This is a genomic window from Achromobacter sp. HZ34, assembly GCF_002209485.1.
GTDB lineage: Bacteria > Pseudomonadota > Gammaproteobacteria > Burkholderiales > Burkholderiaceae_B > Bordetella_C.
On sequence record NZ_NJIX01000001.1, the window covers coordinates 933,723 to 954,956 of the forward strand.

At 66.5% G+C, this 21,234-nt stretch carries 17 protein-coding genes; 9 read left to right on the forward strand and 8 right to left on the reverse strand.

What is annotated here, in order from left to right; genetic code table 11:
• Positions 1-53: 53 nt before the first annotated feature.
• Positions 54-1,142: a sn-glycerol-3-phosphate import ATP-binding protein UgpC gene (locus tag CEY05_RS03950; RefSeq protein ID WP_088596058.1), complete on the forward strand. Its 1,089-nt coding sequence runs from the start codon at positions 54-56 to the stop codon at positions 1,140-1,142.
• A 33-nt stretch (positions 1,143-1,175) separates the two neighbouring features.
• On the opposite strand, the gene CEY05_RS03955 is transcribed toward CEY05_RS03950, so the two are convergent.
• Entirely contained in the window at positions 1,176-2,219 is a 1,044-nt protein-coding gene (locus CEY05_RS03955) for a MerR family transcriptional regulator (RefSeq protein WP_088596059.1), read from the reverse strand.
• A gap of 165 nt (positions 2,220-2,384) precedes the next feature.
• Positions 2,385-3,188 (reverse strand): thioesterase family protein, encoded by an 804-nt coding sequence (locus CEY05_RS03960; RefSeq protein ID WP_088596060.1) that lies wholly within the window; start codon positions 3,186-3,188, stop codon positions 2,385-2,387.
• Between the two features lie 46 nt (positions 3,189-3,234).
• On the opposite strand from CEY05_RS03960, the gene CEY05_RS03965 reads away from it, so the two are divergent.
• The 3 genes from CEY05_RS03965 to CEY05_RS03975 all read left to right on the forward strand — a co-directional run bounded on the left by CEY05_RS03965 (position 3,235) and on the right by CEY05_RS03975 (position 5,894).
• Positions 3,235-3,390, forward strand: coding sequence for a hypothetical protein (locus CEY05_RS03965; RefSeq protein WP_369825877.1), 156 nt, complete (start codon positions 3,235-3,237; stop codon positions 3,388-3,390).
• A 107-nt stretch (positions 3,391-3,497) separates the two neighbouring features.
• On the forward strand, positions 3,498-4,886 hold the full coding sequence (locus CEY05_RS03970; RefSeq protein ID WP_088596061.1) for a bifunctional enoyl-CoA hydratase/phosphate acetyltransferase: 1,389 nt from the start codon (positions 3,498-3,500) through the stop codon (positions 4,884-4,886).
• A gap of 384 nt (positions 4,887-5,270) precedes the next feature.
• Complete coding sequence (locus CEY05_RS03975) at positions 5,271-5,894, forward strand: LysE family translocator (protein ID WP_088596062.1); 624 nt, start codon at positions 5,271-5,273, stop codon at positions 5,892-5,894.
• Between the two features lie 13 nt (positions 5,895-5,907).
• Here CEY05_RS03975 and CEY05_RS03980 read toward each other — a convergent pair whose 3' ends face one another.
• On the reverse strand, positions 5,908-6,672 hold the full coding sequence (locus CEY05_RS03980) for an IclR family transcriptional regulator (RefSeq protein WP_233161338.1): 765 nt from the start codon (positions 6,670-6,672) through the stop codon (positions 5,908-5,910).
• A gap of 162 nt (positions 6,673-6,834) precedes the next feature.
• Between CEY05_RS03980 and CEY05_RS03985 the strand changes: the two genes are divergently transcribed.
• The 5 genes from CEY05_RS03985 to CEY05_RS04005 all read left to right on the forward strand — a co-directional run bounded on the left by CEY05_RS03985 (position 6,835) and on the right by CEY05_RS04005 (position 13,207).
• Positions 6,835-8,142: an FAD-binding oxidoreductase gene (locus CEY05_RS03985; RefSeq protein ID WP_088596063.1), complete on the forward strand. Its 1,308-nt coding sequence runs from the start codon at positions 6,835-6,837 to the stop codon at positions 8,140-8,142.
• Between the two features lie 58 nt (positions 8,143-8,200).
• Positions 8,201-9,259 (forward strand): dipeptidase, encoded by a 1,059-nt coding sequence (locus CEY05_RS03990; protein ID WP_233161339.1) that lies wholly within the window; start codon positions 8,201-8,203, stop codon positions 9,257-9,259.
• A 17-nt stretch (positions 9,260-9,276) separates the two neighbouring features.
• Positions 9,277-10,296, forward strand: coding sequence for a tripartite tricarboxylate transporter substrate binding protein (locus tag CEY05_RS03995; protein ID WP_088596232.1), 1,020 nt, complete (start codon positions 9,277-9,279; stop codon positions 10,294-10,296).
• Between the two features lie 91 nt (positions 10,297-10,387).
• Positions 10,388-11,431 carry a tripartite tricarboxylate transporter substrate binding protein gene (locus tag CEY05_RS04000; RefSeq protein ID WP_088596064.1) on the forward strand — a complete coding sequence of 348 codons (1,044 nt, stop codon included), beginning with the start codon at positions 10,388-10,390 and terminating at the stop codon, positions 11,429-11,431.
• A 12-nt stretch (positions 11,432-11,443) separates the two neighbouring features.
• Positions 11,444-13,207 carry a gamma-glutamyltransferase family protein gene (locus CEY05_RS04005; RefSeq protein WP_088596065.1) on the forward strand — a complete coding sequence of 588 codons (1,764 nt, stop codon included), beginning with the start codon at positions 11,444-11,446 and terminating at the stop codon, positions 13,205-13,207.
• 80 nt (positions 13,208-13,287) lie between these two features.
• On the opposite strand, the gene proP is transcribed toward CEY05_RS04005, so the two are convergent.
• From proP to CEY05_RS04030, 5 genes are all read right to left on the reverse strand, one after another.
• Entirely contained in the window at positions 13,288-14,820 is a 1,533-nt protein-coding gene (gene proP / locus CEY05_RS04010) for a glycine betaine/L-proline transporter ProP (protein ID WP_088596066.1), read from the reverse strand.
• A 369-nt stretch (positions 14,821-15,189) separates the two neighbouring features.
• Entirely contained in the window at positions 15,190-17,301 is a 2,112-nt protein-coding gene (locus tag CEY05_RS04015; RefSeq protein ID WP_088596067.1) for an HlyD family efflux transporter periplasmic adaptor subunit, read from the reverse strand.
• A gap of 38 nt (positions 17,302-17,339) precedes the next feature.
• The gene (locus tag CEY05_RS04020; RefSeq protein WP_088596233.1) at positions 17,340-18,776 is read right to left on the reverse strand and encodes an efflux RND transporter periplasmic adaptor subunit; all 1,437 of its coding nucleotides are present in this window, start codon (positions 18,774-18,776) and stop codon (positions 17,340-17,342) included.
• A gap of 5 nt (positions 18,777-18,781) precedes the next feature.
• Positions 18,782-19,684, reverse strand: a complete 903-nt coding sequence (locus CEY05_RS04025; RefSeq protein WP_088596068.1) for an efflux RND transporter periplasmic adaptor subunit — start codon at positions 19,682-19,684, stop codon at positions 18,782-18,784.
• A complete protein-coding gene (locus CEY05_RS04030; RefSeq protein ID WP_369825890.1) occupies positions 19,681-21,216 on the reverse strand; it encodes a TolC family protein in 1,536 nt (511 codons plus the stop codon). Before CEY05_RS04030 ends, CEY05_RS04025 begins: the two co-directional genes overlap by 4 nt.
• Between the last annotated feature and the right edge of the window lie 18 nt (positions 21,217-21,234).

Sequence of the window (21,234 nt, forward strand, 5' to 3'; positions counted from 1 at the left end):
CGTCCGTTCCGCACCCTGCCCCTCTGATCAAAGCTACAAACAGCGAACATCGTATGGCTACTCTCAGCTTCCGCAACGTCAAGAAAACCTATGCCGGCAATGTGCCGGTCATCCACGGCATCGATGTGGACATCGTGGATGGCGAGTTCGTCGTCATCGTCGGCCCGTCGGGCTGCGGCAAATCCACGCTCATGCGCATGGTGGCCGGCCTTGAAGAAGTCACCAGCGGCACCATCGAGATCGACGGCAAGGAGGTCAACAACCTGGAGCCGGCCGAGCGCGACATCGCCATGGTGTTCCAGAACTACGCCTTGTATCCGCACATGAGCGTGTTCCAGAACATGGCTTACGGCTTGAAGATCCGCAAGATGCCCAAGGACGAGATCCGCAAGCGCGTCGAAGCGGCCGCGCAGATCCTGGAACTGGGCCCCTTGCTGGAGCGCCGCCCGCGCCAGTTGTCCGGCGGCCAGCGCCAGCGCGTGGCCATGGGCCGTGCCATCGTGCGTGAACCCAAGGTGTTCCTGTTCGACGAGCCCCTGTCCAACCTGGACGCCAAGCTGCGCGTGGCCATGCGGCTGGAGCTGCTCAAGCTGCATCGCCGCCTGGGCACCACCAGCCTGTACGTGACCCACGACCAGGTGGAGGCCATGACGCTGGCGCATCGCATGATCGTCATGAACAAGGGTATCCCGGAGCAGATCGGCACGCCGATGGAAGTGTTCGAGAAGCCGGCTTCCACCTTCGTGGCCAGCTTCATCGGCTCGCCGCCGATGAACCTGGTCAACGTGCACGCCCATGGCGACGGCACGCTGAAGACCGACGACGGCCTGGACCTGGCGATCGCGCCCACGGCGGTACCCAGTGCCGTACGCGGCCGCGACGTCATCGTGGGCATGCGGCCGGAGCATCTGGTGCTTAACTCCCCCGGCCTGCGGGTCGAGGTGGAAATGGTGGAAACGCTGGGGTCCGAGCAATTGGTGCATGGCCGCTGCGGCAAGGCGTCGGTCGTGGTGCGCTGCACGACGCGGCAGATGCAGGAAGCGGTCATCAAGGCCGGCGACCAGTTGAACATCGGCCCCGACGGCCGCCATGAACTGCACTGGTTCGACGCTGTCAGCGGCAAGCGGATGCAGGGGACCTGAGCGGGCCTCTTGGCCAGGCGCCGCCCGCCTGCTTCAGGCGGTCTCCGGCCGCCTGGCAATGCGCGCCCTTGCCTCGGGTGTCGCCAGGCAGGTGGCTACTGCCTCATAGCCCGGCGCCCGCGGATAAGGCGCCACGCGCGTAGGCGGACTGTGGTTGGCGGGACACAGGATGATGGCCTCGTCGGGGCCCACCGCCGCCAGGTCCAGAATGGACGATGAGCGCGTCATCAGGAACAGGGGCCGTGCGCGCAGCGCTGCCCGCAACCGCAAATAGGCGATCAAGGCTTCCTGTGTGGGTTGGGACAGATCCTGCTCGACCATGTCGACCACCACGGCGCCACTGCCATCGGCCTCGAAGGCCGCCAGCAGCATGGCCAGGGCGTCCGACCTCTCGGCGCCGTCGCCCATCAGCCATACGATGGCCTGCTCGACCCGCTGGCGCAGGTCGGCATCGCCATCCAATGCGTGCAGGGCCGCTCTCGTGTTGTCGGCCGCCACACGGTCCAGACCCAGGAAGCGCGCCCCCGGCAGGCTCTCCGCGATGCGTAACGCCAATCGCGTCTTGCCGCTGCCCAGGGAGCCGATGATGTAGTTCAACGGCCGGATATCGGCCAGTTCGAAAGACTCGCCCGCCCACGGCCAGGGCAATTCGAAGGAAATGCCGGGCCATCGCTGACGGTCCCGCGAACTGCCCGCGATGTCCGCCAATTCTCTCCCTGCCGGCATCGTCCCTCGTGCCAGTCCGGACTGGATGTCGCGCAGCCTGTCCAGCCTGCGCACGCGTTCCAGGATCTCCCGGTCCAGCACCCCCTGCTGTTCGCGCAGGGCCGCCTCAAGGCTCTCGCTGGTGCCGTCCAGCACCGCGGCCACCTGGGCCAGGCTCAATCCCAATGCCCGCAGCGCCACCACCTCACCCGCGCGCGCCATGTCGTCGGGACCGTACAGCCGGTACCCCGCCGTGCTGCGGCCAGGCGTGACCAGCCCGTGCTGCTCGTAAAGCCGCAAGGCTTTGATGGACACCCCCAGGCGGCGGGCGGCTTCGGAGGCGATTACTTGAAGATCGTCCGGCTTCGTCATTGCAAACCTCATCGTTGTTGACCAGGAGCAGCCAGCATAAGGTCGGCCCCGAGGAACGGGTCAAGCGCCAGCCGACGGCCCGCGCCGCGCCTCAGGCTCCCTCCTCGGAGGCACAGAAGTGCAGCAGCCTCGCCGCTCAGATTAGGGCGCTCGAACCTGCGCGCCTCAGGACGTCCTCGGGCGTACGGTCAGGGACTGGCTGAGGACGGCGATGGGGCCTTCGGTGTCGTGGACGATGCTGTGGGTCACGCCCAGGCCGGTGGGGCCGAAGGCGACCTTGGTGTCGAAGCCCAGCCAGTCGCCCAGCGGCTGCCGGATCAGGTGAGCGGTCAGGTCGATGTTCGGAAATGCCACGTCGCTGGGTTGCGCGCGCGGGGTGACGCCGTTCGCGGTATCCAGCAGACCCAGCATCCGCGCGGTCGGACTGACATTACTGCCCGCCAGCAGTTGCACATCCGAATTGATCCAGCTGACCGCATTTCCCGGGCTCACTTCGTTGCGGCGCAGTTGTATGCTCGCGACGAAGCCGCCGGGCCAGACTTTGGACATGTCCACGGCGGGCAAGGCGTCCGGCGGCGGCAGACGTGGAAAGTCATCACCCACCACTGCGCTGGTGTCCGACGCAGCCATGAGCCAGGCCCGCAGCGTCAGTCCCACGCGCCCGGCGTGGGTCAGGCGGGCTTCCACCAATTCGATCGTCTTGCCTGGCCGGATGACCTCGATCTCCACGTCGCAGGCTTCCATGGGCAGGACACCGTAGATGTCATAGCTGGCACGGCCGATCCGCAGGCCATCCTGGCGGCGGGCATCGCGGTGCGCTTCCACCAGGTGGGCCAGCAGGCCGATTGCCGGCGCGATATGCTGCTCGGCGGGATTCCAGCCGCCGCCAACATGCAACGTAGGCACGAAGCGCGATGCGCTGACCGATTCGAAGTAGGAGGAAGGCCGGGTAGTATTTTGATTTTTCATGCGGCGTCGGAATAAGGGAGGTTTTGTGCTGAACGCGGACAATATTATGCGCATAAGACGTTTTCGGCTCGGCGACGAGCCCGCCCTCTTCCAGGTTTTCCACTCGGCCATCCACCTGATCGCCGCACGGGACTACACGCCCGAGCAGATCGAAGCCTGGGCGCCCGATGCAGGTTGGCGGCGCGATCGCCCTCTCTGTTGATGCAGATCAGGAAAGCGCACTGATGCGCCGCAGCATACGCGGGTAATATCAGCGGTAGCCGTCACCGCCATCTTCCTGGACAGGACGGACGTCCTCGGAGACATGCCATGGATCGAATCGAAAATCGTACCTATGCGGAATTGAACGTCGGCGACTCGGCAAGCCTTGCGCGTACGCTTTCGCATCGGGATATCGAACTTTTCTCCGTCGTGGCGGGCGATGCGGCGCCCATGAACCTGGACGCGGACGTCACCCATAGCGAACAGTTCCAGGCCACGGTGGCGCACGGCATGTGGGCAGTGGCCCTGCTCTCGACGGTGCTGGGCACCAAGCTGCCCGGACCGGGAACCATGTTCCTGGACCAGGCGCTGCACTTCGTTCAACCGATCGCCGTGGGCGATGCCATCACCGTATCGGTGCGAGTCATCGCCAAGGACGACGCGACGCATCGGGTGACGCTGGATTGCCGGGCGGTCAGGCAGAACGGCGAAGACGTCATCACCGGCGTGGTCCAGGTAGCCGCGCCCACGGAAAAAATCTCCCGGCCCAGGGCCACCCTGCCCGACGTCGAACTTGTCCAACGCGGCCGCGGCTACGAGCGCCTTATCGCGATGACGCGCGGTCTGGTCCCCTTGCGCACCGCCGTCGTCCATCCAGTGGATACGCCTTCGCTGGTCGGCGCCATCGAAGCCGCGCGCGCCGGGCTCATCGTGCCCGTGCTGATCGGCCCGCTCGCCAAAATCCAGGCCGCCGCCGAACGCGCGCAAATCGACCTGGCGCCCTACGAAGTCATCCCTACCGAACACAGCGAGGCCGCCGCCGAGCAAGCCGTGCGCATGGCGCGCGATGGCCAGGTGCAAGCCTTGATGAAGGGGTCGCTGCACACCGATGAACTGATGCGCGCCGTCGTCAGCGGCGCCGCGGGACTGCGCACGGCACGGCGCATCAGCCACGTCTTCGCCATCGACGCGCCGGCCTACCCCCGGCCCCTGTTCGTCACCGACGCCGCCATCAACGTGGCCCCGTCGTTGGAAGACAAGCGCGACATCATCCAGAACGCCATCGACCTGGTCCATGCCCTGGGTATTCCGCAACCACGGGTCGCCATTCTTTCGGCCGTCGAAACCGTCACCGCAAAATTGCGCTCGACGCTGGATGCCGCGGCGCTATGCAAGATGGCCGATCGGGGGCAGATCACGGGGGCCATCCTGGACGGCCCGCTTGCCTTCGACAACGCCGTCTCGGCCGCGGCGGCGGCGACCAAGGGCATCACCTCCCCGGTGGCCGGCCGCGCGGACATTTTCGTTGTGCCTGACCTGGAGGCGGGGAATATGCTGGCCAAGCAGCTGGAATATCTGGCCGGTGCCCAGATCGCCGGCATCGTGCTGGGCGCGCGCGTACCCATCATCCTGACCAGCCGCGCCGACGAGACCCTGGCCCGGCTGGGATCCTGCGCCATTGCCTTGCTGCTGGCGCATCATCAGACAGTGGTGTAAGGGGGTCTGAAAGCCCTGGCGCTGAAGACCAAAACGTCTCATCGTCCAGCGGTCCTCCGCAATACCGTGCAGCCGCCGCGGCGCGCGTCGTACCGCATTGGTTCGACGGCGACGTGCTGCCACACCCTCGCGCGGATCTGGCGGCGCTCCATGCGAGGCGGGTACCCGAGCCCCCGGGGCGGACCGTCCTGGTACGCGCACAAATCCTTTTCCCTCTTGAAGGCGAACTAATCGCCCTCCTTCGTTACCCACACGCGTTGGCGGTCAGTGGGGCGCGGATGGCGATCGCGTGTGCCTGGCCGCGGCGCCGGTGATTCCTCGCTGTCGAGGCTACGGCTGCCCGGGGCAACGCCGTCGCCATACCCAGCCAAGAGGAAGACACTCATGCCCATCGAACTCTGGATAGCCTTCGTCGCCACGTCGGCCGTACTGCTGATCATCCCCGGTCCGACCGTACTCACCATCATCAACTACTCGATCTCGCATGGGCGCCGCGCCAATGCATCCCTGGTGACCGCGGTGGCATTGGCCGACTCGACCGGCCTGACTTTATCGCTGCTGGGCCTGGGCGCCCTGCTGGCCGCTTCGCCGTTCTGGTTCAACGTGGTCAAGTATGCGGGCGGACTGTATCTGCTGTACCTGGGCTACCGGTCATTGCGTGCCGGCGCGGTGCCGGCGCAGCTGGGCAGTGGTTGCACCGCGGAGACGCGCTGGGAATTGAGCTTGAACGCTTATCTGGTGACCTTGCTCAATCCCCAGGCCATCGTTTTCTTCGTCGCCTTCCTGCCGCAATTCGTCGATCCCGATGGCAATGTGAGTCGCCAACTATTGATGCTGGCCATGACGTTCGTGGTCATGGGCATGATGAACTCCGCCTGCTACGCCGTCTTCGCCACTTCCGCCCGCCGCTTCCTGACCACCCGCCGTGCGCAACGCCTGTTCCAGATCACCGGCGGCGCCCTGCTGGTCGCCTGCGGCATCTGCGCCCTGGTGGCGGAACAGACGTGAACCTGAGCGTATATCAACTATGCTTGCCTACCGCCCGCGCGGCGCGGATGACCAGCGGGCCCAGTTCCTCGCGTGCCCGTTGCAGCGACCACCTCGGTTTGGGCACCGATATGTTCACCGCCCCGATCGCGGCGCCATGGTCGTCCTGGATGACAGCCGCCACGTTCAGATCGCCAGGGAAATACTCTTCGTCGGCATAGGCGTAATGGTCGTGCCGCGCCTCGTCGATCAATGCACGCAAGGCCGCCACGTCCGTGGTGGTCTTGGGGGTGTGCTCGATGCGCGCTACTTCGCGCAGCTTGCGCTCCAGTTCGGCCGGCGGTAATTGCGCCCACAGCGCCCGGCCGGAAGCCGATGCCACACAGGGAATCCTGGCGCCCGCCGGCAAATAGACAGGAATGTGCCGCGCCGGCGCCACGCGCATGACGAAGACCATATTGTCCTCGCCATCCGGCACGGCCAGGTTGACGATCTCTCCGCACTCCTGGTTCACCTGGTGCAGCACCGCGTGCGCATTCTGGAACAGGGGCTGGCGATAGAGATAGCTATACCCCAGGCCCACCGCCTTGACCGTCACGCTATAGCGCTTGCTGCGCGGATCCCGATACAGATAGCCCGTCTGCTCCAGCGTGTAGGCCACCCGCTGCGCCGACCCCAGGGTGATGCCGTTCTCCCGGGCGATTTCCTGCATGCTCAGCGATGCGTGCCCGCGAAAGGATTGCAGCACCGCCAGCCCTTTTTCCAAGGACTGGATCATCAGGGCGGAAGACTCGGACATGGTGTTTCCTGAAAATAAAGAACCGGAATTCCGGACACGAAGCCTGAACCTTAGGGAAACCCTTACGTTGTTGCGCTGGCCGACGCGCAGTATAAGTACGCCAATCGACTATCGCTATTCGTATCCAGTTATCGAACAGCGATAACACCATAAAACGACACGATGACGCAAGCGCTGCATACCCGCCCCCAGAATCCGCCAGCCGGCTCCCCCCGCCTGCCCATCGCGGTGGACGTCGCCATCGTCGGCGGCGGCATCATCGGCATCAGCACCGCCTACGCCCTGGCCCGCGCCGGCGTGCGCGTGGCCGTATTCGAAAAAGGCACCCTGGCCTGCGAGCAGTCCTCGCGCAACTGGGGCTGGGTCCGCACCCTGGGCCGCGACCTGCCCGAAGTCCCGCTGGCGCTACGCGCCAACCAGCTGTGGGGTGAAATCCAGTCCATGACCGATGTCGGCTTCCGGCGCAGCGGCATGCTCTATCTGCAGGAAAACCAGGACGACGCAGCCAATCACCAGACCTGGATAGACGGTGCCAGCCCCTATGGCATCGACGCCCACCTGCTGGACCGCCGCGCCGCCCGCCAACTGCTGCCGGAATCGCGCCGCGGCTGGACCGGGGCCATGTACAGCCCCACCGACGGCGTTGCCGAACCGCAACTGGCCACGGCGGCCATCGCCGCCCTCACCCGCGACGCCGGCGGCCTGATCTACGAAGGCTGCGCCGTGCGCGGCATCGAACGCAGCGCGGGACGGGTCAGCGCGCTGGTGACGGAAAGCGGTACCGTTGCCACCCCGGCGGTACTGGTCGCGGCCGGCGCCTGGTCGCGCCTGTTCTGCGGCAACCTCGGCGCCGACTTCCCCCAGCTGAAAGTACGCGGCTCGGTGCTACGCACCCAGCCCTTCAACGCCGGCCTGGATGCCGCGATCAACGGCAAGGATTTCACCTGCCGCAAGCGCGCCGACGGCGGCTACACGGTGTCGCAGTTCGGCGCGTCCATGGCGGACGTCGTGCCGGACAGCTTTCGCCTGATGCGCCATTTCATGCGCGCCTGGATGACCAACCGCAGCTTCGTGCGGCTGCGTTTCGGCAAGCGCTTCTTCGAGGAATGCGCCATCCCGCGCCACTTCCAGGCCGACCAGGTATCGCCTTTCGAACTGCACCGCGTGCTGGATCCGCAGCCTTCGCGCCGAGGCATCGCCCAGGCGTGGGAGCGCCTGCAGCACGCCTTCCCCGTGTTCAAGGATGCGCGGATCGCCCGCGCCTGGGCCGGCTATATCGATGTGACGCCCGACGCCATGCCGGTAATGGACCAGGTGCCGGGTCTGCCGGGGCTGTATCTGGCGTCCGGTTTCTCCGGCCACGGCTTCGGCATCGGCCCGGCCGCCGGCGAAGCGATGGCGCAAACGATACGCGGGCTCACCCCCAGCGTGGACCTGTACCCCTTCCGCTTCGATCGCTACGGCACCTGAGGCCGCACTCACCCGACCAAGACCGCATTCCACCCTCCCAGCAAAGGAAACACGACTCATGGACAGCCACAGCGCCGATCTGCATCGCCGCGCCACCATCATCGATGGCCTGGTTTTCTTCAGCGACGGCAGTACGCGCGACATGCTCGCCGGCGGCGTCAGCGCGATCAACGTCACCGTCAGCGAGATGGGCGCCGGTTTCGAGGAAGCGTTGAAGGACGCCATGGCCTGGCGCCAGCGCTGTGCCGCGCAGGACAGCCCGTGGCTGCTGGTGGAGTCCGCCGACGACATCGCCCGCGCCAAGCAGACCGGCAAGCTGGGCTTGATCATGGGCTGGCAGAACGGCAAGCCCCTGGGCGACCAGGTCGACCGCATTGCCCTGTTCCACACGCTGGGCATCCGCGTAATCCAGCTGACCTATAACGAAGCCAATCTGCTGGGCGACGGCTGCCTGGAAAAGCGCAACGCCGGCTTGAGCGACCTGGGCCTGAAGATGGTCGAGGAGATGAACCGCGTCGGCATCGCCATCGACCTCAGCCACTGCGCACCGCAAACCTGTCTGGACAGCGCGCGCCATAGCAGCAAGCCCGTGTTCCTGACGCATGCCAACGCCAATGCCGTGATCAAGCGCCCGCGCAACAAGTCGGACGAGGTGATCAAGGCCGTGGCCGACACCGGCGGCGTCATCGGCTGCAGCATCCACGCCTACCTGAGCTGGCGCGGCGATCCCCGCCAGCAGCCGCTGCTGGCCGACTTCGTGGCCAATGTGAAGCACATCGGCGAGCTGGTCGGCTATGAGCACGTGGGCATAGGCACCGACTTCCCCTCGGTGGACACCTACGAAGCCGTGCGCCACGTCATGGTGATGTCGCGCACCAAATACGCCAAGTCGGGCGGCGACTTCTCCGATGCCTTCGGCGACGTGATGGAGGCTCGCTATCCGGTGGAAACACCCACGCCGGCGCAATTTCCCGCCTTCACCGAAGCGCTGCACAAGGCCGGCCTTTCCGACAGCCAGATCCTGGGCGTGCTGGGCGGCAACTTCCAGCGCGCGCTGGGGCAAGCCTGGGGAACGGGCGGAACCACGGCCGGAAGCAAGGCCGGAACTACGGCTTGAACATCGCGGAGATCATCATGACCACATTGTCCAAAACCATCGCACGCCTGCTTCGGCCCCATCGCCTGGCCGTCACCGGCGCCGCGTCCGCAGCCTTGCTGATGGCCGCCGCCGTCATTGCGCCCACCACCGCCCGCGCTGCCGACGCCTACCCCGCCTATCCCGTGCACATCGTCGTGCCCTACCAGGCCGGCGGCTCCACCGACATCGTGATCCGCAAGTTCGCCGAGCTGGCCGCGCCCAGACTGGGCCAGCCCATCATCATCGAAAACCGCGGTGGCGCGGGCGCCACCCTGGGCGCGCGCGCCATCAAGACGGCGCGGCCCGACGGCTACATGCTGGCTATCCTGCCCAGCCCGGTATTCCGCATGCCGCATATCCAGGACATGGGCTACGACCCCGTGCACGATTTCACCTACATCATGATGCTGAGCGGCTACACGCTGGGTGTCGCCGTACCCACCGCCTCGCCGTACAAGACCTGGGCGGATTTCATCGGCTACGCCAAGGCGCATCCGAACGACATCACCTACGGCACGGCCAGCGTGGGCAGCGCCTCCAACGTCATGATGGAAGACATCGCCACGCGCAACGGCGTGACGTGGCGCCACATCCCCTACAAGGGTGAGTCCGACGTGCTCACCGCCGTCATGGGCGGCCAGGTGGCGGCGTATGCGGGCTCCACCACGGTGCAGCCGCTGGTGCAGGCCGGCAAGATGCGCATGCTGGTGACCTGGGGCGCGCAACGCAGCGCGCAGTATCCGGAAACGCCCACGCTGCACGAGCTGGACGGCACGCCGCCGGCCAACGCGCCCTTTGGCATCGCCGGCCCCAAGGACATGCCGCCCGCGGTCGTGGCTAAATTGCAGACCGTGCTGAAGCAGGTCGCCGAGACGGATGCCTTCAAGCAGATCCTGGCGCAATACGGGCAGGAACTCGTCTATATGGACGGCAAGGACTACGCTGCCTACGCGGCCAGGCAGTACGAGCTGGAAGCGGAGATCGTCCGCAAGCTGGGACTGGCGGCGAACAAGTAAGCGGCGGGAAGCAGCGCGCAGCAATAAGGAAGAAGTAGGAAGGAAGAAGTAAGAAGGCCCTCCGGCCGCGGCAGCATTCAAGGAGAGAACGATGATTGCCCATGTCCCTGCATCACTGCGGCAACGCGGCCCCCGCCGCCGCCGCATCCTTACCTTGAGCGCCGCCGCGCTGCTCACCTGCCTTGCCGGCGCCATGCAAGCGCCCTGCGCCCAGGCGGCCGGCGACGGCGCCAAGGGTTGGCCCGACAAGCCGATCCGCATGATCGTCGGCTATCCCCCGGGCGGCGGCACCGACACCGTGGCGCGCGTGCTGGCGCAAGCGCTGGGCAAGCAACTCAAGCAGTCCATCGTCGTGGAGAACCGCGCCGGCGCCAGCGGCACCATCGCCACGCAGCAGGTGATACGGTCCGACCCGGATGGCTACACGGTGCTGTTCGCCACGGCCTCGCCGCTGACCGGCGCCCCCCTGACCGTGAAGGGTCTTACCTACGACCCCATGAACGACCTGATCCCGGTGACGCGTATCGGCGGCGGCCCCTTCATCGTGGTCGCCAATCCGCAATTCCCGCCCAACAACCTGCCTGAACTGGTCACCTACGCCAAGGCGCATCCCGGTGAGGTCAACTACGCTTCGCCGGGCACCATGACGGCCAATTTCTTCTTCTCGGAATTGCTCAACCAGCAGGCCGGCATCAAGACCATGCACGTGCCGTACAAGGGCAGCGCGGCGCTGCTCAACGACGTGATGTCGGGACAGGTGCAGTACACCCTGGACACGCCCGGCACCACCCTGCCCCTGATCCACACTGGCAAACTCAAGGCCCTGGCCGTCTTCAGCCAGGGGCGGCTGACCGGCGCGCCCGACATTCCCACCGCCAAGGAATCCGGCTTCCCCGACCTGGTCGGCGGTTCCTGGTACGGCCTGCTGCTGCCCAAGGGCACACCGCCGGATATCGTCAACGCGCTGTACGCCGCCACCAGGACAGCCTTGGCCAGCGATGACGTCCGTCGCGCCATGGAAGCCCGCGACGTCATCGTCGAAGGCAGTTCGCCAGACCAGTTCCGCCAGTACCTGCAGACCGAATTCAAGCGCTGGAAAGGTCTGACGGAGAAACTAGGCATCGAGCCGCAATAACAGGAGACCGCCATGTCCACCACGCCCTACGCTCCCGACCTGACCGCCGGCAGCGCCCCCACTTCGATGCGCCCGGCCCTGGCCGGCCTGAACCACATGATCTCCGCCGGCCACTACCTGGCCACCCAGGCGGGCATGGACATCCTGCAAGCCGGCGGCAATGCGGTCGATGCGGGCGTGGCGGCCGGCATCGCACTGGGCGTTGTGCAGAGCGACATCGTCAACTTCGGCGGTGTGGCGCCCATCCTGGTCTACCAGGCGCAAACGGGCAAGGTGTGGAGCATCTCCGGCCTGGGCTACTGGCCCAAGGCCACCCGCCTGGAAACCTTCCTTGAAAAGCATGGCGGCACCATCCCCGCGGGCGTGCTGCGCACCGTCATTCCCGCCGCGCCCGATGCCTGGATCACCGCGCTGGAACGCTTCGGCACCATGAGCTTCGGCGAAGTCGCCGCCGGTGCCATCCGCCTGGCGCGCGCGGGCTTCGTCATGTACCCCCTGATGGCGGAAGTGCTGGCGGAGAACGCGAAGAACTACGCCCGCTGGCCGTCCAGTGCCGCCGTCTACCTGCCTGGCGGCAAGCCGCCCGCGGCCGGCGACATCTTCCGCCAGACCGACCTGGCCGACAGCATCCAGTACATGGCCGACGAGGAACGCGCGCGCCAGGGCGAAGGCCGGCTGGCCGGCCTGGCGGCCGCCCGCCGGGCTTTCTATGAAGGGGACATCGCCGCGGCCATCGTCAAGTATCACAAGGAAGAAGGCGGCCTGGTCACGCACGAGGACCTGCGCGATTTCTCCGTCGAGGTCGACCCGGCCCTGGTCACCGACTTCCGCGGCACGCGGGTGCACAGCTGCGGTTTCTGGTGCCAGGGACCGTCGCTGCTGCAGATGCTGAACATCCTGGAAACCAGCGATCTGCATGCGCTGGGGCACAACTCGGCGCCGTATGTGCACCTGTTGACCGAAGCCATCAAGCTGGCGTTCGCTGACCGCGAGGTGCATTACGGCGATCCCCGCCACAGCGCCGTGCCGCAGGACGCGCTGCTGTCCAAGGACTATGCGCGCCAACGGCTGGCCATGATAGATCCCCATCGCGCCGGGCCCGACATGCCGGCCGCTGGAAGGCTGCCCACCGCGCGCGACATCGACCTGCGCGCGGCCGGTCCCGACGACATGGCGCGCACCGATCCGCGCCTGGACACGTCCTACGTGGCCGTGGTGGACAAGGACGGCAACGCCTTCTCGGCCACGCCCAGCGATGGTTCCTACAACATACCGGTGATTCCCGGCACGGGCATCTGCGCGTCCGGACGCGGCAGCCAGTCCTGGGCCGAGGCGGGCCATCCCTGCGCCGTCGGTCCGGGCCGCCGGCCGCGCCTGACGCCGAATCCGTCGCTGGCGATCCGGCCGGGGCAATACGTGATGCCTTTCGGCACGCCGGGCGGCGACGTCCAATGCCAGGCCATGCTGCAGACCTTCCTGAACATGGAGATCTTCGGCATGGACGTGCAGCAGGCCATCGAGGCGCCACGCTTCGCCACCTTCAGCTTCCCCTCTTCATTCGAGCCGCACAACGCCATGCCGGGACGCCTGATGATCGAGGACCTGGTGGACCGGGGCGTGGGCGAGGCCTTGGCCGCCATGGGCCACACCGTCAAGTGGTGGCAGGACCGCAGCTGGCGCGCGGGCGCCATGTGCGCGGTGCGGCACGACCTGGCGACGGGCGTGCGCTGGGGCGGCGCGGATCCGCGCCGGCCGGCTTACGCCGCCGGGTGGTGACGGGTCACGCCACGTCGCGCTTCGACGGCGCCAGCGTAATGGGCCGCCCTGTCGTGCCGTGACGGCCTGTATGTGCAGGCCTATTCCAGATCCGGGTGGCGGTCCGCCAGGCGCTGGCGGCGTTGGCGCAGGGACGCCAGCCGCTCTTCCAGTTCCGTGATCTCGGCGTCGACTTCCTGCACCGTTTCCTCGATATGGTCGTAGGCCTGCTGCAGCAACACCTTGGCCTCGCGCCGGTTGGCCGCATTGGGCGTGTCGCCGCGCAGGGGCCGGTTGGCGGTTTCGGGCAGGAAGAACGAGGTCACCAGCCCGACCACGGCCGCGACCATCAGGTAATAGGCCGGCATCATCACGTTGTCGGTCCCTTCCACCATCCAGGCGGCAACCGTGGGCGTCAGGCCGGCCACGATGATGGCGACATTGAAGGAACTGGCCAGCGCGCTATAGCGGATGCGGGTGGGAAACAAGGCCGGCAGCGTGGCCGCCATCACGCCGGTCATGCAGTTCAGCAGGATCGCGATGCACAGCAGGCCCAGGAAGATCAGCCCCGTGTTGTCGCTGCCGATGAAGTGGAAGGCAGGAATGGCCAGCACCAGCAGGCCGATACTGCCTGCCAGCAGAAAGGGTTTGCGCCCCACCTTGTCGCTGAAGAAACCGACCACCGGCTGCACGAACAGCATGCCTATCATCACCACGACGATGATGAGCACGCCATGCTCCTCGGAATAGCCCAGGCTGCTGGACAGGTAGGTGGGCATATAGGTCAGCAGCATGTAGTAGGTGATGTTGGTCACCAGCACCACGCCTATGCAGACCAGCAAGGCCTTGCGGTACTTGGAAAAGATTTCCTTGAAGGACACCGTGGGCCGTTCCTGCACGGCATCGCGGTCTTCCTTTTCCATTTTTTCCAGCTGCTGGGTGAAGGCCGGGGTCTCCTCGGCGGCGTGCCGCAGGTACAGGCCCAGCAGGCCTAGCGGCCCCGCCACGAAAAACGGCAGGCGCCAGCCCCAGTCCAGGAAGGCCTGTTCCACCAGCGTGGAGTGCAGCAGCACCACCAGGCCCGCGCCCAGTACGAAGCCGGCGATGGAGCCGAAGTCCAGCCAACTGCCCAGGAAGCCGCGGCGGCGGTCCGGAGCGTATTCGGCGACGAAGATGGCGGCGCCTGTGTATTCGCCGCCTACCGAGAAGCCTTGGGCCAGCTTGCACGCCAACAGCAGCAGGGGCGCCCATAGGCCGATGGCCTCGTAGGAAGGAATCAGGCCGATGCAGAACGTGCTGATCGCCATGATGATGATGGTCAGCGACAGCACCTTCTGCCGGCCGAAGCGATCGCCCATGACGCCGAAGAACACGCCGCCCAGCGGCCGCACCAGGAAGGGCACGGAGAAGGTGCCCAGGGCGGCGATGGTCTGCACCGCCGGCGAGGCCTCCGGGAAGAAGACCTTGCCCAGGGCGGTGGCGACGAAACCGTATACGCCGAAGTCGAACCACTCCATGGCGTTGCCCAGCGCGGCGGCCGTGACGGCCTTCTTCAGCTTGGCGTTGTCGATGACGGTGATGTCGTCGATGCTCAGGGGTTGGACGGCGGCGGGATTGGTGGGGGGCTGGCTCATGGGACGTTCCTTGTCGGCCTGTCGTACCGACATTTTGTATGCGCCGCATAGAATCTGGCCAGGGCATGGCCAGGCCAGATCAAAATGGCGGAAATGTCCCCTGCTCTGCAGTTTGCGTGCCCGGTCAGCCGGAACGTCGATGCGCCCGCTCGCGCCGCCGCCGGTAGCGCGCTGCGAGAAGACCGTCCAGAACGTGCCACCGGCGCGGAAGCAGGCCGTCAGATCGTGCCTTAGACCAGGAGCGCCAGGAACGCTAGTTCCGGGAAAGGGGCGATAGCCCGAAAAAGGGGCGATGGGGTCTCCCCCATCATCAAAAAATTCTTCTATGAGAGAGGGTTCGAAGCCGCCAACCTCACCGCAAAAAAACAGCTAGAACCCCGCCTCGCGCTGCACGATGGCGACACCCTCTCGGATCCAGCGGCCAGCCAGGCTTTCACGCCCGGCCCCCAGGCTGGCCACGCCATTGAACTCGCGCGCCAGGGCAACCCCATCCGCGCAATCGCCCACCCGCACCCGCCAGGTCGCCTGCAAAGGCACCAGCTGATTCGTCTTGCGGTCCATTTCCGCGGGAATCGGCCCGCCATAGACGCTCGCCACCGCGGGCTCATCCAAAGCCCCCAGGTTCACCTTGTCCAGCGCCTGTACCTTGCAATGCAGCGCCGCCGCCTCGGCCAGTGAAGGAATGAAGGTGACGGCCTGCCCCGGTCGCACGCGGCTGACGTCGTATTCATCCACGTAGGCATCCCCCTTGATGCCCGCCGGCCCGATCACATCGAACAGATGCTCCCCGCGCGGCAGCCACGTCCCCGCGGCGGGCGCCTCGCCCGGCAGGTTCACGCGGCCATCGAAAGGCGCGCGTATCGTCAGATGATCGATCTGGGCCTGCAGCCCCGCCACGGCCTGCCGCGCGCCTTCCCAGCGCTTGCGCAGCGCCACGCCCTGCTGCCGCAAACGATCGTCGAAAGACTGCTGCTGCACCTTCCAACGCAAGGTGGCCTCCTCGGCCTGCGCCGCCTTGACCTGGTACGCCAGATCCGGCGACACCACCACCGCCAGGACGTCGCCCGCCGCCACCTGCTGCCCGTCGCGCGCAAAAGACTGCGCCGCCAGATACCCCGGCGCCGCCGTATACAGGCCCTGCGCCTGCGCCGGCCCGAACACCGCGGGCGCGCTGACACCGCCATGCCACGGCAGCACCAGGAATCCGATCAGCGCCAGCGCAACGATCACCGTGCGCGCCGTTTCCCGCCCCCACCGCAACTCCGCGCGCCGCTTCCACGAGACGGCGGCCTCCTGCGCGATCGGCCGCACGATGAACCAGCCGAACTCCACGCAGAACAGCAGCATCCCCAGCACCTTGAAGAAGGCGTGATAGACGATCAAGGCAATGGAGAAGAACACCGCCAGCCGGTACAACCAAGTGGCGAAGGAAAAACCGATCAGGAAGCGGCGCCGCGCGGGGCTGAAGGGTTCGGGCTGCGGATCACCGAAGCCGAACAGCACCTCGCGCAGCCACCAGCGTCCCAAGGCGAACGCGCGCTCGTGCAGGTTCGGCATATCCAGCCAATCCGACAGCAGGAAATAGCCGTCGAAGCGCATGAAGGGACTGGCGTTGATCGCCAGCGTCCCCACCCAGGACGTGGTCGCAAGCAGGAACGCCCCCGCCTTCAATGGCCCATCCGGCAGCAGGCTCCAGGCCAGCGTCGCGAAGGCCGCCAGCGCGATCTCCGTCAGCATCCCCGCCGCCCCGATGCGCAGGCGCCGTGCACGGCTGGAAACCTTCCACGCCTCCGTGGTGTCGGTGTAAAGCACCGGCAGCATCACCAGGAACGCCACCCCCATGGTCGGCACGCGGCAGCCATAGCGCTGCGCCGTGTAGGCATGGCCGAACTCGTGCAGCACCTTGGCGCAACCCAGCGCGATACCGACCGCGACGATGCCCTGCGCATCGGCATAGCCGTGGAAGGTATGAATGAATTCATCCCAATGCCGCGACACCAGGAACAGACCCGCCAACGCGCAGGCGCCGACCAGGTACCAGAAGACCTTGCTGTACGCGAACGCCACCACACCCGCGCTGCGCCGCAGGAAACCCATCGGATGCCACAACGGTATCCGTATCATCAGATAGTGCTTGAGCAGCCACATCGCGCTGCTCGATCGCGTGGCTTGCGCGTGCTGCGCCAGCCGATCGGTGTCCGTCGCCGAACGTGACACCAGCAGGTTCTGCTGGCTGAGCATGCGCAGCAAGGCTTCGACATCCGCCACCGTCACCTGCAGCGTGGTTTCGCGGTTCACGCAATCGACGATGGCCTGGGCGTCGTCCAGGCCCCAGCGCGCCAGGATCTCGAAGGCCGGCCAGCCGATCTGGAAGAAGCGGTTGGCGGCGGGATCGTGCAGCATCCACGTGGGCGCGCCCTCGGGCAGCGCGGCGCCGGGCGTCAGCGTCAGTTCCTGGCGAAGTTGCGGCAGTCTGTCCATGGCGCAAAGGGTTCGGCTTCAGGCGGCGGGCGCGCGCCCTACCAGCCCAGCCACTGGCGGGCCAGGGTCAGTGGCCGGCGCAGCACGTAGTAGATCAAGGGGACCCACTCGCCGCGGATGCGCGCGCTGCCCATCGCGCCCAAGGGCGGATGCGTGCCCGCGTCGGCATCGGCGAAGCTGGCCCGGACGCGGTAGGCCAGCACGCCATCCGGCGTGGGCTCGGCCCGGTACGCGACGGAATCGATGGTGGCTTCGTAGGAGGCGAGCGGAGAACTCTTGGGGTAAAGGGTGATGGCCTGGCCGGGTTTGACGTCGACGTTGTCGGCAACCGGGATGTAGGCCGTCAATTCCACGTGGGCGGGATCGGCCAGCAGCAGGATGCGTTCGCCCACCGACACCGCCTTGCCGGTCCATTCATTGGGGTCGCTGAACACCGCGACGCCCGCTCGCGTGGCACTCACCTGCACGCGCGCCAACTGCGCGGCGGTGTAGTCCAGCTGTACGGCGCTCTGGTCCAGCTTGCCCTTCTTGTCAGCCATGTCCAGGCGATTGCGGTCATCGGTCACCGCCAGTTGCGCGACCTGCCGATATTCTTCCTGCGCGGTATCGAAGTCCTTGCGCGCCGACGCGTAGCGCGATTTCAGCGTCGTCGCATCCAGGCCCAGCAGGGCCGTGCCGGCGGCAACCGCCTGGTTGGGCTGCACGTACAGATGGTCGATCACGCCGTCCAGCGGTGCCCGCACGACAAAAGGATTCTGGGCCGTGACTTCGGCCGGCGCCAGCACGGTCAGGCGCAAGGGGACCAGGCACAGCAGCACCAACGCCAGCAGCGCCAGGCGCTGGGTGCGCCCGGGCCGCAACACCTTGCGGGCATGGTCGCCCAACAGGGGGCGCGGGCCGAAGGCCTGCACGGCATGGCCCCACACCTGCGCCAACTCGGCCAGCAGGACACGCTCACTGGCCGTCCAGGCTTCGTCGCGTGCGAATACCACCGCGCCCAGCGTCTTGCCGTCGCGTCCCGGCAAGGGCAGCCACAAGGCGTGCGCCGGCCACCAGGCTTGCCATTCCGCCGTGACGTTCGGCGCGGCGGCTTGCAGATCGGCGGCCGTAAAGGCACGCGGACCCACCACCGGCGGTACGTCCACGCCGGCCAGGGCACCCCGGCCGAGCGCGCGGCACAGACTGTCGAGCCACTGCACATAAGGCGCGTTGGCGTCGCTATGCGGCAGGCCCGACACCGCGCTCACCTTGCCGGTGGCCTCGCCGCGCCACAAGGCGGCCTGGCGATAAGGGATCAGCGACAGCGTTTCATTGACGATGGTGAAGCCCAGCGTGGCATCGCTTTGCGCCGTACGCGCCCGTGCGGCCAGTTGCCACAGCAGCGCCAACTGCTGCGCGTCGATGTGCACCTTGCCGGCATCGTCCTGCGCCTGCGCGGCCTGGGCGGAGACCGATACGTCGGGACCACTTGCCATGATCATCAACGCGACGCGAACGTCGCCCAGCCGCTCATGCCGGGCAACAGATCCGGCATGCTACCCGTGATTTCGGCGGTCACGTCCACGGTCTGGGTGACCGGATCGACCTTGGCGCCGATACGCGCCACCTGGGCGGGATAGGTCTTGCCCACCTCATCCACCTGCACTTCCAGCTTGTGGCCGGGCTTGAGCCACGCCAGCCACTTGGACGGGACGATCATCTTCAATTCCAGGCGGCTGGTGTCGATCAGCGTCAGCACCGGCTTGCCCGGCTCGGCAAACTGCTGCGGCGCGGCCATGCGCTTGGACACGCGTCCGTCGAACGGCGCGGCAATGGCGCATTTGCTTACCGTGGCCTGCATGTACGCCACTTCCGCATTGGTGGCCTTGGCTTTGGCGGCAGCTTGCTGCACTTCCAGCTCGCCCACCGAATGCAGCTGCGCCAGGCGCTGGTTGACGCGCAGCAGGTCGCCGGCGGCGCCCGCCTCGGCTTGCGACTTGCGCAGTTGGGCGTTGTACAGGGAGCAGTCGAACGTAACCAGCGTCTGGCCCGCCTTGAAGGCGTCGCCGTCGCGCAAGGGCAAGGTGGCGATCTTGGCGGGAATCTCGCTGGAGATATCCACCTGGTCGCGCGATACGAGCTGGATGCGGATACGGTCGTCTTCGGCCGCGGGCGCGGGCGGCACCGCGCCCGGCGTGCCGGTGGCGGCAACAGGCGATAGCGCTGACGGCGCCGATGCAGACACAGGCGATGCGGCGCCGGCGTTCACGGCTACCGGCGGGTTACCGCCAGCGGCATCAGCCTGACCGAACGGCAATGCAAGCGGCAGGGCCAGCGCCAATGCCAAGGCCAGCGTGGCATGCGGCGGGCGTGCCAGCCGGCCTGCCCTGTCGATAAACGTCATTGCGCCTTCACCTCGGACGCGGCAGGCGCGGCGACGGCGCCGTTGCCCAGCGCGGCCCAGCGTTGCTGTTCGCTACGGATGGCCTGTTCCAGCGTATTCAGGTCCTTGGCCTGCACCGTGTCCGGCACCGGGTCCAGGCCCAGGGTCGCCAGCATCTGGCCATAGGCATTCTCCAGTTCGCCGTAGCTCTGGTACAAGCGCAATTCCGACATCATGGCCGCGGTGGCCGCGCGGATCTCGTCGAGCTTGCCCTGGGCGCTGGCCTGGGTGGCGTTGTGGGTGTGCTGCAGGATCTGCTGATCGACATCGTTCATCTGCTTGAGCAGGTTGAACTGGCGCTGCTTGGCGCCCAGCTGCGAACGGGCGACGTGTACCTGCGTCAGCACGGCCATGCTGAGCGCCAGCCTTTGCGTCTTGGCGACTGCCAGTTGCGCGTCGGCCGCGCCCGTGATGTTCTTGATGTTCAACAGATTCAGCAGGTTCCAGCTGACACTGACGCCGGCCGAACGCCAGTTGTTGTAGACCAGGAAACTGTTGCTGTCGTAATGCTGGCCCAGACTCAGCTCGATGCCGGGCAACAGCTTGGCCATCGCCTTGTGCGTCTCGTTGATGCTGATGCGTTCGTTGTAGCTGGCCTCGACCAGTTCAGGCCGGCGCTCCAGCGCCGTTTCTTCCATCTGCGGCATCGGCATGTCGAATTGCGGCACCGCGAAGTCGCGCGGCGGCGCCAGGGTGTAATCCTGGCCCGGATCGACGTTCATCAAGGACGCCAGGCGCGGCTTGGCCTGCTCCAGATTGTCGCGGATTTCCTCCAACTGGCGCATCAGCTCCAGCAATGCGTGCTGGTAGTTCAGCGTATCGACCGGCGCGCGCAGGTTCTCGCGTTGCGCCTGGCGCGAATCCTGCAGCGCCGTGCCGGCCTGGTCCAGCAGCGGGCCGATGCGGTCGCGCAGGCGCTGCGCACCGGTGGCCTGCCAGTAGGCTTCACGGACCTGCTGCATCAGCAGTTGCACGACCTTGCGGCGACGCTGCTCCAGCACCAGGACGTGATCGGCCTGTTCCTTGGCCTCGAAGTAGCTGACCCCGAAGTCCAGCAGGTTCCAGGAGAAAGACAGATCCGCCGTGCGGTTCGTCTTGTCCGTGGAATAGGAAGGCGCCAGGGACTGTTCATTCGTGAAGACGTTGGTCGATGACGACGCCAGCGGATGGTTGCGATTGTTGTAGCCGGCGGCGGTCGTCAGCTTGGGCAGCAGGTCGAAGTTGGACAAGTCCAGCTGGCGCTGGCCCAGCGCCTCTTCCATCATCTTCAGGCGATGGTCCAGGTTGTAGCGAATCGCCCGCGCCATCGCCTCGTCCAGCGTGATCGGACCCGCGATGGGCGGCTGCTGCGTAAACATCGTCGCGCGATCGTCACGCGCGGTCTGGGCCCGTTCGGCGTCGGTGAAAGGCGTCGGCTTTATCGCGCAGCCGGCCAACAATACCGTTACGAAAGACAGCGCCAGCAATGCCGGACGCGTGGGACGCGTCGCCATGGTCAGGGAATTCACTTT